Annotated in this window: 15 protein-coding genes; 4 read left to right on the plus strand and 11 right to left on the minus strand. The window is 34.2% G+C overall.

Annotation, left to right across the window (positions count from 1 at the left end):
• Positions 1 to 7 precede the first annotated feature (7 nt).
• Positions 8 to 355, minus strand: a complete 348-nt coding sequence (hinT, locus tag J3U66_RS03705) for a purine nucleoside phosphoramidase (RefSeq protein ID WP_065634402.1) — start codon at positions 353 to 355, stop codon at positions 8 to 10.
• 303 nt (positions 356 to 658) lie between these two features.
• Between hinT and rpsF the strand changes: the two genes are divergently transcribed.
• The 4 genes from rpsF to rplI are packed head-to-tail and all read left to right on the plus strand — an operon-like array spanning position 659 to position 2,040.
• Positions 659 to 1,042, plus strand: coding sequence for a 30S ribosomal protein S6 (rpsF, locus tag J3U66_RS03710; protein WP_065634401.1), 384 nt, complete (start codon positions 659 to 661; stop codon positions 1,040 to 1,042).
• Positions 1,029 to 1,337, plus strand: a complete 309-nt coding sequence (priB, locus tag J3U66_RS03715) for a primosomal replication protein N (protein WP_416379561.1) — start codon at positions 1,029 to 1,031, stop codon at positions 1,335 to 1,337. Before rpsF ends, priB begins: the two co-directional genes overlap by 14 nt.
• Before the next feature lie 4 nt (positions 1,338 to 1,341).
• Complete coding sequence (rpsR, locus tag J3U66_RS03720) at positions 1,342 to 1,569, plus strand: 30S ribosomal protein S18 (RefSeq protein ID WP_025314965.1); 228 nt, start codon at positions 1,342 to 1,344, stop codon at positions 1,567 to 1,569.
• 21 nt (positions 1,570 to 1,590) lie between these two features.
• Positions 1,591 to 2,040: a 50S ribosomal protein L9 gene (rplI, locus tag J3U66_RS03725; protein WP_267348019.1), complete on the plus strand. Its 450-nt coding sequence runs from the start codon at positions 1,591 to 1,593 to the stop codon at positions 2,038 to 2,040.
• Positions 2,041 to 2,153: 113 nt separating this feature from the next.
• On the opposite strand, the gene ggt is transcribed toward rplI, so the two are convergent.
• The 10 genes from ggt to J3U66_RS03775 form a co-directional block, all read right to left on the minus strand.
• Positions 2,154 to 3,803, minus strand: a complete 1,650-nt coding sequence (ggt, locus tag J3U66_RS03730) for a gamma-glutamyltransferase (RefSeq protein ID WP_416379717.1) — start codon at positions 3,801 to 3,803, stop codon at positions 2,154 to 2,156.
• 339 nt (positions 3,804 to 4,142) lie between these two features.
• Entirely contained in the window at positions 4,143 to 5,477 is a 1,335-nt protein-coding gene (celB, locus tag J3U66_RS03735; protein ID WP_267348022.1) for a PTS cellobiose transporter subunit IIC, read from the minus strand.
• 14 nt (positions 5,478 to 5,491) lie between these two features.
• Complete coding sequence (locus J3U66_RS03740) at positions 5,492 to 5,977, minus strand: hypothetical protein (protein ID WP_267333181.1); 486 nt, start codon at positions 5,975 to 5,977, stop codon at positions 5,492 to 5,494.
• An 8-nt stretch (positions 5,978 to 5,985) separates the two neighbouring features.
• Positions 5,986 to 6,324, minus strand: coding sequence for a PTS cellobiose transporter subunit IIA (locus J3U66_RS03745; RefSeq protein WP_416379563.1), 339 nt, complete (start codon positions 6,322 to 6,324; stop codon positions 5,986 to 5,988).
• 4 nt (positions 6,325 to 6,328) lie between these two features.
• Positions 6,329 to 8,344 carry a BglG family transcription antiterminator gene (locus tag J3U66_RS03750; protein ID WP_267348024.1) on the minus strand — a complete coding sequence of 672 codons (2,016 nt, stop codon included), beginning with the start codon at positions 8,342 to 8,344 and terminating at the stop codon, positions 6,329 to 6,331.
• Between the two features lie 147 nt (positions 8,345 to 8,491).
• Positions 8,492 to 8,809: a PTS cellobiose transporter subunit IIB gene (locus tag J3U66_RS03755; protein WP_267333184.1), complete on the minus strand. Its 318-nt coding sequence runs from the start codon at positions 8,807 to 8,809 to the stop codon at positions 8,492 to 8,494.
• 23 nt (positions 8,810 to 8,832) lie between these two features.
• Positions 8,833 to 10,263, minus strand: a complete 1,431-nt coding sequence (locus tag J3U66_RS03760) for a 6-phospho-beta-glucosidase (RefSeq protein ID WP_267348026.1) — start codon at positions 10,261 to 10,263, stop codon at positions 8,833 to 8,835.
• Between the two features lie 621 nt (positions 10,264 to 10,884).
• Positions 10,885 to 11,175 carry a YciI family protein gene (locus J3U66_RS03765; RefSeq protein WP_267348028.1) on the minus strand — a complete coding sequence of 97 codons (291 nt, stop codon included), beginning with the start codon at positions 11,173 to 11,175 and terminating at the stop codon, positions 10,885 to 10,887.
• Between the two features lie 123 nt (positions 11,176 to 11,298).
• Entirely contained in the window at positions 11,299 to 11,529 is a 231-nt protein-coding gene (locus J3U66_RS03770) for a ChaB family protein (protein WP_267343769.1), read from the minus strand.
• A 209-nt stretch (positions 11,530 to 11,738) separates the two neighbouring features.
• Positions 11,739 to 12,734: an MDR family oxidoreductase gene (locus J3U66_RS03775; protein WP_267348030.1), complete on the minus strand. Its 996-nt coding sequence runs from the start codon at positions 12,732 to 12,734 to the stop codon at positions 11,739 to 11,741.
• Positions 12,735 to 12,790: the final 56 nt, after the last annotated feature.

Genomic DNA, 12,790 nt, shown 5'->3' on the forward strand with positions numbered 1-12,790 from the left:
ATAATAATTAACCTATTAAATGACCTAAATTCTTACCACCAAGTAAATGCATATGAATATGAAACACTTCTTGACCGCCGTCTTTATTACAATTCATAATTAAGCGGTAACCACTTTCATCTATGCCTTCTTGTTTTGCTATTTTAGCAGCGACAGTCATCATATGACCTAATACTAATTCGTCTTGTTCGGTAATATCGTTAATCGTTGGGATCAATTTATTAGGTATAATTAAAATATGGGTGGGTGCTTGAGGAGAAATGTCTCGAAATGCAGTGACTTTTTCATCTTGAAAAACAATATCTGCTGGAATTTCATGCCGAATAATTTTACTAAAAATGGTTTCCTCAGCCATCGTATTTCTCCTTTTCATTTATCAATATTTATGATTTCATAACTTCATTATTGCAAGCATAGCATATTTTGAAGAGAAAAATGTATACAAATCGTTACATTTTACAGGTGTAATATCAAATTTGCCATGACACTTAAAATTATCCGTACTTTGCAAGTAAAAAATCTAATGCAACCATTTGTCAATTATATTGTGTTGATATATAATGCCCCGTCGATTTCAACCGCCTATTTTTCATGTTCCTTGCTTTCAATGGGTTGCGGTTGCCCCGACAGAAAGCTGATTAATCCGTAGGGAGCGATAATGCGTCATTACGAAATTGTATTTATGGTTCACCCAGATCAAAGTGAACAAGTACCTGGTATGATTGAACGTTATACTGGTACATTAACCACTGATGGTGGAAAAATCCATCGTTTAGAAGATTGGGGTCGTCGCCAATTAGCCTATCCTATCGAAAAACTGCATAAAGCACACTATGTGTTAATGAATGTAGAAGCTACTCAAGAAGCAGTAAATGAACTTGAAGATAACTTCCGTTTTAATGATGCAGTAATTCGCAGTTTAATTATGCGTACAAAACACGCTGTAACTGAAACTTCACCTATGTTAAAAGCTAAAGACGAGCGTCGTAACGCTGAAGAAGATTTTAGCGATGTAAACATGGATGATGATTCCGAAGAATAATCGTTTAGAGTTATCGGGTATTGTTACTAAAACACCGATACGAAGAATGAGTCCGAGTGGGATTTCGCACTGTCAGTTTTATTTAGAACACGTTTCTGAACAAATCGAAGCAGAACTCCCAAGACAAGCATGGTGTACAATACCAGTTATCGTCAGCGGGCAACAAGAGTTAAGTTACAGTATTAAAAAAGGCAGCAAAGTATTAGTAAGTGGCTTTATCAGCACACATACTAAACGAGATAAAACCAGTCAAATAGTTTTACATGCTGACCAAATTAAACTATTAGGAGAATAGCCAAATGGCACGTTATTTCCGTCGTCGCAAATTCTGCCGTTTTACTGCAGAAGGCGTTAAAGAAATTGATTATAAAGATGTTTCTTTATTAAAAAGCTATATCACAGAAAGTGGTAAAATTGTACCAAGCCGTATTACTGGTACTAGCGCAAAATATCAACGTCAATTAGCTCGCGCTATTAAACGCGCTCGTTACTTGGCATTATTACCATATACTGACAACCATCAGTAATTAGCAACAGAGGAACATATAATGCAAATTATTCTACTCGATAAAGTTGCTAATTTAGGCAGCTTAGGTGATCAAGTTAATGTTAAAGCAGGTTATGCACGTAACTTTTTGATTCCACAAGGTAAAGCCGTACCTGCAACTAAAAAGAATATTGAATTCTTTGAAGCACGTCGTGCTGAATTAGAAGCTAAACTTGCTGAAACATTAAAAGCCGCAGAACAACGCGTTGCTGAAATCAATGCTCTAGGTAAAGTTACTATCAAATCTAAAGCAGGTGATGAAGGTAGATTGTTCGGTTCAATTGGTACTCGTGATATCGCTGATGCAGTTAAAGCTCGTGGTATTAATGTATCAAAAAGCGAAGTTCGCTTACCAAATGGTGTATTGCGTACCACTGGTGAACACGAAGTATTCTTCCAAGTTCATAGTGAAGCTTTTGCTAAACTTATTGTTGATATTATTCCTGAATAATCATTCTACAATGATAAAAACCCGTCAATTATGTACGGGTTTTTTTATTTTCTTGATTACCATTACAAAGCAAATTTAACTAAATAGCAATTTATTACATTAAATCAACTATTTTAGTTAATTACGAGGGATGTTCCTCTTCCACGACTATCTGAAACAGCCTCTGGTTGTTTATCAGTTACCTTAATCGCTTGAATATCACCATTAAAATCCTGTTGCTCAAAACGATAGCCCATTTGTTCTAGTTTGTGTTTAAAATCCTCAGGGACTTTCTTTTGATAAGGTTCGGTAAAAATCACATTTTTAGGTAATAATTGATGATGATAACGTGGTGCATCCATAGCGGCTTTCAATGACATGTGATTATCAAATACATTTGTTATCACTTGGAAGATTGAAGTAAAAATCCTTGAACCACCAGGCGTACCAATGACCATAACCACATCATTATTTTTAATCAATATACTTGGCGTCATCGACGATAAGGGTCGTTTGTTAGGTTCAATAGCGTTAGCATCTTTACCCACTACACCAAATTGGTTGGCAACACCTGGCTTACTGCTAAAATCATCCATTTCATTATTTAAAATAATGCCTGTGCCTTCAATCACAACCGCTGATCCAAACCAGCCATTAAGCGTATAAGTATTAGAAGCCGCATTACCCCATTTATCTACCACTGAAAAATGGGTTGTTTGCAGTTTTTCAGGTTCACTAGTTAAACCAGGTTTAACTTGTTCGGTGATAGAAATTGCTGTTGGATTCACTTGTTTAGCTCTTTCTGCCACATATTTAGCATCAATCAATTTCGCAACGGGCACAGTGACAAAATCGGGATCACCCATATATTCAGCGCGATCGGCAAATACTCGCTTTTCTATTTCAGCTAATAAATGGATATATTGTGGAGAATTAACGGAAACATTTTCAAAATCATTTGCTAAATCTTGTTTCATTAAAAGTAATTGAATTAAGCCCACACCACCTGAACTTGGTGGAGGCGCTGTCACAATCTGCATATCATGCCAATTTGCAACAAGTGGATCTCGCCATTTAGCTTGATAATTAGCTAAATCACTTTCACTAATTAAGCCATCGTTTTGTATCATTTGCTGTGCAATTAATTTCGCTGTTTTCCCTTTATAAAAGCCATCACTTCCCTGCTCAGCAATACTTTTAAGTACTTTGCCAAGTTTAGGTTGTTTGAACACTTGACCTTCTTGCATTGAACCAAAGTATTGTTTAAAGTGACCATTAGTAGGGGCTGATGCTTCAACTTCTTGATAACGTTCAACCAACTGTTTATTGACAGTAAACCCATCATTGGCAAAACGAATTGCAGGTGCTAATACCTCTTTCCAGGTTAATTTACCAAATCGCTGATGGATTGCCCACATGCCTGCAACCGTTCCAGGTACGCCCGAAGCTTTATGAGAATACAAACTTAAGTCAGTAATAACATTCTTATTTTCATCAAGGAACATATCTTTATCGGCTTTTTGTGGGGCAGTTTCTCGATAATCAATGAAATAGGGCTTTCCTTCCATCCAAAGCGTCATAAAACCACCGCCACCAATATTACCTGCTTCAGGATAAGTCACAGCCAATGCAAAGGCGGTAGCAACAGCAGCATCAGCAGCATTACCACCTTTTGTTAACATTTCTTGCCCAGCAATCGCACCATAATAATCAGGCGACGCTATTGCGCCTGATTCAAATTTTTGTTTACCATTTTCAACCGCATATATGGGCTGACAAAACATAAAAAACAGGATAAGGTAGCAATACTTTATCAACTGGCCTTTGCAATTTAACATTTTGTACCTCCTCATCAATATTGTATTTTCGTCCTTCCCTTTTACTCAAAGTACCAACAAAACATGATTAAATCATAATACTGTTGAATAAAAGGGAATTATCAATATAGCATATAATTTTAAAAAATTGAGTAAATATTAAACAATATCAAATTAAGGTGAACCAAAATATTTGAGGCATATGTCAAATATGAGAATTTGAGAGAGAAATAAAAAGAGCGTCATCATTTTAATAAAAATTTAAACGCTCTAATAAGAATCAAAGGCAGAGTATAGGTTCTGTATTTAACTATTTGCCTTTTGTTGTTCTCCTTTAAAAAGTTTGTTGTCGTATAACTTTACAAAAGGTAAATAGATCAATAATGCCAAAATGGCCGAAAATATAGCAACAATCGCGGCTTTATAATCTCCACCTGTTCCAATAAAAGCACCTAATCCTGCTGGGGATGGCCAAGGCACTAACGCAATAATAGGATTCATAAAACCACTACTTATAGCAAAATAACCCAACGTACCGCAAGCCATTGGCGCTAATAAGAATGGTATGGCAAGATATGGGTTATAAACGATTGGCATACCAAAGATAACAGGTTCATTAATATTGAAAATGGCAGGCACAACCGAAGCCCGACCTAATATTTTTAATTGACTAGATTTAGCAAAAAAAGCAATAAAAAAGGTCATTAATAGCGTTGAGCCAGATCCGCCTAAAATGACTAATGAATTATTAAATTCACCAGCAAAAGGAATATGTGAACCAGAAGCATTTTCAGCCATATTGGCTAACATTATTGGCGTTATAAACGCACCGATAATACTAGCACCATGAATACCAACAACCCAAAGTGCATGAATTAAAAATAGAATTACCATGATACCAAGCCAACTTTTGGTTAGATTGGTCACAAAAGTAAATGGCACACCAATAATATCAAAAATATCGGTACCAAAGTAAATTAAAATGCCATTAAGAATGATGATAGTAAATGCGATGATAAATGTTGGAATTAAAGCAGTGAACGATCGTGAAACACCTAACGGAACAGTTTCGGGCATTTTGACAACCCAATTGCGTCTAACACAAACAAAATAAAGTTGAGTTGCAACTATCGCCATGACAATAGCAATAAAAATACCCGAAGTACCTAACCGAAAAATAAAAGGTTTTAAGCGTAAACCATTAAAAACCAATTCTGTTGTATCATTAAGTAAAACGACAGAGCCATTTTTCAAAACAAGCTCAGGTAAAGTCATCATAAAAGCAAATATGGAAAGCATGGCTCCATTGAGTGGACTAACTTTTAAACCCGTCTCTTCTTGTTCAATTTTAGTTAGTTCATAACCAACAACAATATTAAAATAGATCGCTAAAATCCCCATGGTTGCTGTATTAGCAATCATATAAAGATCACTTATTCGAAAAATCGTATTCTCAAATAGACTTTCTAAACCAGTAAAAGTCATCGGTAATGTATTAAAGACTAAAAACATCGATCCTACGATACAAAAAGGAATTGATGCCATACCTGCCGCCATCACTGCTCGTACAATTTTAAATTGTGATATTTTTGCCATAGGCGACATCAAGTACTTTTGTAAAAACATAAATCCAGTATTCATCTTGTTTTCCTCTTCTAATTAATGATCGCTTGGTAAGCTAGAATTCTTTGATAGTGTTTATCTTTGTTACGCTCAATCTTTTTCAATTTATAGAGCATTAACAGCGAAATAGTTAGACACCCCAACAAGAGCACAAAAATAGTAGTTAATGTTGTTGGTGCTACTTTTAAAAATGGAAAAAATAAATGAAACACAGAGCTATAAACAGTAATAGTTACCATGCAATAACTGATAAAAATGGTTTGATAAAATAACTTGGCAAACGGTAATCTATTTTGATGTTGTCGATATAATTTAATTTGTTCAAAGCTGGCTAATGTGCCCAGAATAAAAATCATAGCTGGTAAAATAGCCATAAATGACAGTGAACCAAGTAAAAATACCAACCAATAGAGATTTAAAAATAGGAATAACGCGGTGCTGTAACGAACGGCTAAAAAGCGATTGAAATAAAGGTTAGTTAAACTTGCTTTCTGATGTATTTTTAACTGTTTGTCCATGATTAGATTTAACCTCGTAATTTTTCGGTAAGCTGATGATTGAGTTCGTACAGATGGACCATTTCAATGGCAATTTCTCGCATAGTCATGGTTGTCATTAAATGATCTTGTGCGTGCACCATAATAATTTCCATGTTGATTTTGATGCCATTAGCATAACTTTGCAGTAAACCAGTTTGCGATTTGTGTGCTTGAAGAATCTGTTCATTGGCTTGTTCAAGGAGTTGTTTTGCTAAGTTAAAATCAGTTTGCCGCATAGCGTTAAATGCATCATGAATTTTGGTTTTGGCATTACCACTATGTAAAATAATGTTAAAAGCAATCAATTGAAGATCATCGGAACTCATTTCATCATTCATGGCTATACTCCTTTTCAATAAGTTGAATAAAAAGTTGTCTAAATTGATTAAAATTTTGCGTTTTGAGTAATTTTGCTTGTATATCAAAGCTATCTATTAAATTGACAATCGCTTTAGTCATCATCGCTAAGTTGGGATTTTGATAAATAGACGGTGAAATCAAAAAAACAAAATGTATTTTCGGGTGATTTTGCTGCCAAAATAGCCCTTCAGGAATAAGAGCAATGCCTATTTTTGACAGCTTGCCTACAGGTTCAGCTGGATGAGGGACGGCAATGGTATCACTAAAAAAAATATCGCCTAATAACGAACGCTTATCTATCTGTTTTAGCATTTTATTTGTATAACAGCAGGATTCATTTATCGATAATCGATCCAGTAATCGAACTAACAATTCATCTTTTGATATAGGATGTTGACAGATATAAAAATAGTCGGCACTTAAATCATCAATAACTTGCTCAATATGCGTTAATTCACCTGAAACACTGGGCATTACTTTGTTGAATGCGGTACGATTCACAGAATTAAAATGTTTTTTTGAAGCAAGATAACAACGAATTTTTTGCACATCGTCTTCAGTAAAAAATACAGAAACCTGAAAAACGGGAATTTTAAACACTTTTGATGAAAGATCGACGGAAGAGATGATAAAATCCACCTCATCTAACATCTCGGGATCAATTTCATAATATCCTCGTGTGTCGACAATTTTAATTCGTTCTTGAAATTCACGTTCAACCCGATTTTTTAATAGTTGAGCACTGCCTAAGCCTGTAGCACAGATAATTAAAACTTTCGCTTTTTGTTCATTTTTTAGTTTTTCGATTGATGCTAAAAAGTGGAGGGCTAAATAACCCCACTCATCATCTTGAATAGAATAGTTTTTTAAGTTTGGAAGTTGGCTAAAATAATGTTTAACCAATTCAAACAGTTCAGTCGAACAGGTTTTGATTTCTTTAAGTAATGGATTTTCTAAAGTTATATTTTGTTCTAAGCGTACTAACATCGGTTTTAAATGCTGTACTAATCCATTTTTTAACTGCTCATCGTTCAAAAATTGGTAACCTGTTTCATGTTGAATTTTGACTAGCAAATTGTTCAACATTAAGCTTAATTGGCTATCTAAATTCTGCTCAATAACATTGGATTTACTCATCAAATGTAAAGTTAAGTACATCTGCTCTTCTTTAGGGAAAGAAAATCCAATTACGACTTCAATTCGATTAATAATTTTTTGAGCAACTTGGTACTCCAAAGCGTGATTAGCTGAGCTTGGCAAATCAAGATTTTGAATTAATAATCCTGATTGTAAACGTTTTATACTTAACGCCAAATGCAACACAATATTTTGCATCATTACATCAGATAGTTTAATTTTTGCTTCACGACATTCATCTAAAATAATAATGGTTAAAGTATCAAAACTTATTACATCACTAAATTTATTGAGATAACTTAAACGGTGTAAAAAATTGAGTGTTTCTTCATGAAAAAAATAGCTCATAATGAAATGTCGCTTTGCTTTTTCTGCACCATCAACATAAAACAAGCTGCGATTTTTTTTTAAAGTGAGTTCAAAAGGTTGCAGTTGAAGCTTGATATCTTGCATGTCTTTGCATAATTGCGATGTACTAATAAATAACTGTTCTGATAATGTTTCAATATCTATTGTTTGGCTTTCAAGTAATAAAAGATTTAGGATATGATGTTTTCTTTGGCAAAGTTCTCGACAATTAACTTGTTCTTGATTGGGATCCAATAAGTGATGTTTAATTAAAAATTGATTAAATACTGTTCTATCTTTTACTTGTAGTTGGTACCCATAACCTTGCTTACTCACAATAATGGCACCATTTTCTTCAATGAGTGATTTGAGATCATGAAGATAAGTACGTACCGTTCTATCGGATAACGACAATGCTTTTGCGAGCATGGCACTACTTTTGAATATATTTTTAGAACAGACCATTAAAGCAATAAGGTCACGTTGTTTGTTTTTTATCATTATCATTCTTACCTGTGGCAACTAAAACCGCTATACAAAATATCGTGGTTAAATTTATCTACGCGAAAAACTCACCGACCAAGGTAATAAGGCGCTGTTATTTAAGGCATAGCAAAGACAGCGCCAACCTGTATATACAAATTCAACTTAGTTAATATTATCCTCAATCAACTTTGCTAATTGTTCAATCCCTGATTGGATAGGAATATAGGCTTGAAAAGGGATACTAACCACGGGTTTACCTACTTCATCACCTAATTTTTTGAATTTATCGAACATCATCATGGTTTGTGGACTAATTAAAAAAAGTCCGAAGTCACTGTTTTTGATCATGTTAGTGCCTTCAGTGGCTGAAACTGCATCAACGGTAATAGCTTTATCTTCTTTTGCAAAAAATTCCGTGACTTTTTTTGCCATTAACGATGATGACATACCAGCAGCACAAATAATTAATGCTTTTTTCATAGTGTCTCCTATAAACTTATCCGTTATAAATTTTCACCATTTGACTCAATGACTTTTTTATACCAAGCAAATGACTCTTTTCGACTTCGTTTTAAAGTGCCTTTACCTTTATTGTCTTTATCAACATAGATAAAGCCGTAACGTTTTTCCATTTCACCTGTTCCCGCTGATACCAAATCAATACAGCCCCAAGGGGTATATCCCATCAAATTAACGCCATCTTCTTCAACCGCTAACTTCATTTGTTTAATATGTTCTCGAAGATATTCAATACGATAGCTGTCATGAATACTACCATCAGCTTCAACTTTATCATATGCACCAAATCCATTTTCTACGATGAAAAGCGGTAAGTGATACATATCAGTTAACCAATTTAATGTGTAGCGCAAACCTTCCGGATCGATCTGCCAACCCCAATCAGATTTTTTAACGTATTGATTACCAATTAAATCGGTTTTTTCGTTATATTCATAGTTATCTGATTTTTTTCTAATCGCATTAGACATGTAATAACTAAAACCAATGTAATCAACAGTGCCGTTTACTAACACTTCGAGATCTTGACTTGTCACGTCTAATTTAAAGCCTTTGCGTTGCCAGTATTTGATAATATGGTTAGGATATTGACCATGAACATGAACATCGGTAAAGAAATACTTACGTTCCATGACTTTTTGCGCCATTAAGATATCACCAGGTTTACAGGTTTCCGGATAGATTGGTACGAATGCAATCATACAACCGATTTGGAAATCAGGATTGATAGCATGACCAATTTGAACCGCTTTTGCACTAGCAACCAACTCATAGTGTGCCGCTTGATACATAATTTGTTCGCGATTATCGCCAGCTTTATAGTAGATACCTGAATTTGTAAAAGGCGCAAAATCTTCATTAAAATTAGCTTGGTTATTGATCTCATTAAAGGTCATCCAATATTTGACTTTATTTTTGTAACGATCAAAGCAGACCTCTGCAAAGCGCACAAAGAAATCAATTAATTTACGATTACGAAAACCACCATATTCAGTAACTAAATAATAAGGTAATTCAAAATGTGAGAGGGTAACAACTGGTTCAATATTGTATTTTAAACATTCATCAAATAGGTCATCATAAAATTTTAGGCCTTCTTCATTGGGTGCCAGTTCATCACCTTTAGGAAAAATGCGAGTCCATGCAATCGAAGTTCGAAAACATTTAAACCCCATTTCAGCGAAGAGTTTAATATCATCTTTATAATGATGATAAAAGTCGATAGCTTCATGATTAGGATAATACTCACCGGGAATTATACCTTCGGTGATTTTACGATAACTTTTAGTCGATCCAACTGTCATCACATCCGCAACACTAGGCCCCTTACCACCAGCTTGCCATGCGCCTTCTAATTGATGTGCAGCAACAGCACCACCCCATAAAAAACCTTTTGGTAAACCTTTGTTATTCATGATCAAATACCTGTATTAAATGAGAGATTGAATTCAGTATAAAAGGAAAAAAGTTGAATTACTAACCAACTTTTTCCGTATTGATCAGGAAAAATAAAAAATGAGAACATGATAAGGAAAATTTATCTAACCTTTAGATAAAGCGAAGACATTGAGCCACTACGATAAAAATTTACCTAATAAAAAAATGTGTTTGTACAAATTTGTGAGATAATCTTTTACTAAATAACTCGCATTTTTTTAAAAAGATTAAGCTAATGATAAGTTAATGATTAGGTTGTATAACGACTAATTTAATACCCGTTCGACAGATCGATCCTAATTTATTAAGTGATTATTGATCACCCTGACATACTGATTTGATTAGTTATTCTCTATTTTTTCATTAATAATTAATCAATCCATAATAAATAGACTTAAATGAATTTAAAATAATTTTATTTAACAAATAACAGACTTATATAGGACTTGAAAAAAACAAAAAAGCTCAACGTTTTTATCACTTTTTTGGAATAGTGATATTAAAAGATGAATGGATTGATAATCGGTTCATTTTATAATGAGACTTAGACTAACTATTTTTTTAATAAAATTTTATTAATATTCATTAAAATTTTTTGACTATAATGAGATAAACACTTCAAACTCCTTCGCAAACTTTGTAGGTATAAATTCTATGAGTTCATATTGTGCAATTTGATAAATATAAAATGGATCTTTTTGCATTATAGTTAGCGCTTGTTCTTTATTCTCAGCACGACAAAGTATCACACCCCCAATACGTGGCACTTTTCGGCCTGAAGCAATAAAATGTCCTGATTGATAATGACGTTCTAAATAATCGATATGTTGTGGTAAGTATTTTTCTACTTCACTAATCGGCTTGAGGTAGGTAATTGAAAAAATGAACATTTTAATCTCTTAATTTGAATATAAATAAGCCAACCATACATGTTGGCTTGGATTATACTATTTTTAATTGAGCATCAATCATATAGCATTATGGTTTGTTAAAACAAGTATACAGCATTAACGTTACGATTTAGCGACCCATTTGCCGTTTTCATCTTTATGGTAAAGCTTTTCAACCGCCGACCAGGCAACACGGAAAGCAACTTGCTCAGGTGAACTATTATCTCGTCTTTTTTTAGGATCTTGATACTCTTTTATGGCACTATTAAATGCTTCTTTAAAAATATCTTGAGCATGTGCTGGTAAAACATGTCGAACAGACTCAGGTAGGTCGTCTCGTGTTTGATAAGGCATATCACATTCCCCTATAAATTAATCATACAATATGGATAATTCTAAACGGTTGTTGCGAACTCTACTTTCAAAACAGTTAAGATTAAATTTAGTCTGATTTTATAGGAAATACAAGAATTATTAATCAATGAATTGGGTTAATTTTTATCTAAATCAATTTCAGGATTAATAAAGCAGTGTAAAATTACACCACTTTATTAAATATCGATTTAGTTATTTACATCAACTACAAAGCGACCTTTAATTTTACTTGCGATCATCTTATTTGCCACTTCAAAGCATTCATTTAATGTAATAGTCTGAGCTATATGAGAATACAGCTTTTCATCCATATTTTCTGCTATTAATTGCCAAGCAGCAATTCGTTTATCATAGCTTGCCATCACACTATCTACACCTGCTAGTGTGACGCCTCGTAAAATAAACGGAGCAACCGTTGCGGGTAAATCCATGCCTTGAGCGAGACCACAACAGGCTACAATGCCACCATACTGAGTTTGGGCGCATACATTAGCTAAGGTATAAGAACCAACCACATCGACAACGGCTGACCACTGTTCTTTTTGTAGAGGTTTACCAGCCTCTTTCAACTGTTTACTATCAATAATATTGCTTGCACCAAGTTTGTTTAAATATTCTGTGTCAGTTAATTTACCTGTTGATGCAGTAACTTGATAACCCAATTTGCTTAATAAAGCTACCGCAACCGAGCCAACTCCGCCACTCGCCCCTGTCACAAGTATAGTTCCGCTTTGCGGTTTTATCCCAAAATCAACAATACGTTTTACACACAATGCAGCGGTATATCCAGCGGTACCAATAATCATCGATTGATAGGGAGTGATATTTTGGGGTAATGGAATTAACCAATCTGATTTTAAGTAAGCATATTGCGCCAGACACCCCCAATGGGTTTCACCACATCCCCAACCATTTAAAATAACAGTATCACCAGCATGATATCGATCACTGTTAGATTCAATAACTGTACCCACACCATCAATACCCGGCACCATAGGCCATTGCCTAACAACAGGACTTTTATGAGTTAACGCTAATGCATCTTTATAATTGATACTTGAATAGTGAATTTGAACTAGAGTATCACCCTGTTGTTGCAACAACTGTTGTTTAGTGATGGTTTTTAATGAATGTGAAAACCCATTAATCTCATCTTTTTCTAAAATAATGGCGTTAAATGACATACATATTCCTTATCAAATTTTTGTAAATCGGATTGGGTAATTCACTACAAAAAAGC

The sequence above is a fragment of the Gilliamella sp. B2969 genome, from assembly GCF_026536195.1.
Taxonomy (GTDB): domain Bacteria; phylum Pseudomonadota; class Gammaproteobacteria; order Enterobacterales; family Orbaceae; genus Gilliamella.

Bases quoted from the DNA above. Each gene is read 5' to 3' on its own strand.
- rpsF (WP_065634401.1), top strand. From the start codon at position 659: ATGCGTCATTACGAAATTGTATTTATGGTTCACCCAGATCAAAGTGAA.
- J3U66_RS03775 (WP_267348030.1), bottom strand. From the start codon at position 12,734: ATGTCATTTAACGCCATTATTTTAGAAAAAGATGAGATTAATGGGTTT.
- celB (WP_267348022.1), bottom strand. From the start codon at position 5,477: ATGAATACTGGATTTATGTTTTTACAAAAGTACTTGATGTCGCCTATG.
- J3U66_RS03765 (WP_267348028.1), bottom strand. From the start codon at position 11,175: ATGTTCATTTTTTCAATTACCTACCTCAAGCCGATTAGTGAAGTAGAA.
- J3U66_RS03740 (WP_267333181.1), bottom strand. From the start codon at position 5,977: ATGGACAAACAGTTAAAAATACATCAGAAAGCAAGTTTAACTAACCTT.
- ggt (WP_416379717.1), bottom strand. From the start codon at position 3,803: ATGTTTTGTCAGCCCATATATGCGGTTGAAAATGGTAAACAAAAATTT.
- hinT (WP_065634402.1), bottom strand. From the start codon at position 355: ATGGCTGAGGAAACCATTTTTAGTAAAATTATTCGGCATGAAATTCCA.
- J3U66_RS03755 (WP_267333184.1), bottom strand. From the start codon at position 8,809: ATGAAAAAAGCATTAATTATTTGTGCTGCTGGTATGTCATCATCGTTA.
- J3U66_RS03760 (WP_267348026.1), bottom strand. From the start codon at position 10,263: ATGAATAACAAAGGTTTACCAAAAGGTTTTTTATGGGGTGGTGCTGTT.
- J3U66_RS03750 (WP_267348024.1), bottom strand. From the start codon at position 8,344: ATGATAAAAAACAAACAACGTGACCTTATTGCTTTAATGGTCTGTTCT.
- rplI (WP_267348019.1), top strand. From the start codon at position 1,591: ATGCAAATTATTCTACTCGATAAAGTTGCTAATTTAGGCAGCTTAGGT.
- J3U66_RS03770 (WP_267343769.1), bottom strand. From the start codon at position 11,529: ATGCCTTATCAAACACGAGACGACCTACCTGAGTCTGTTCGACATGTT.
- rpsR (WP_025314965.1), top strand. From the start codon at position 1,342: ATGGCACGTTATTTCCGTCGTCGCAAATTCTGCCGTTTTACTGCAGAA.
- J3U66_RS03745 (WP_416379563.1), bottom strand. From the start codon at position 6,324: ATGAGTTCCGATGATCTTCAATTGATTGCTTTTAACATTATTTTACAT.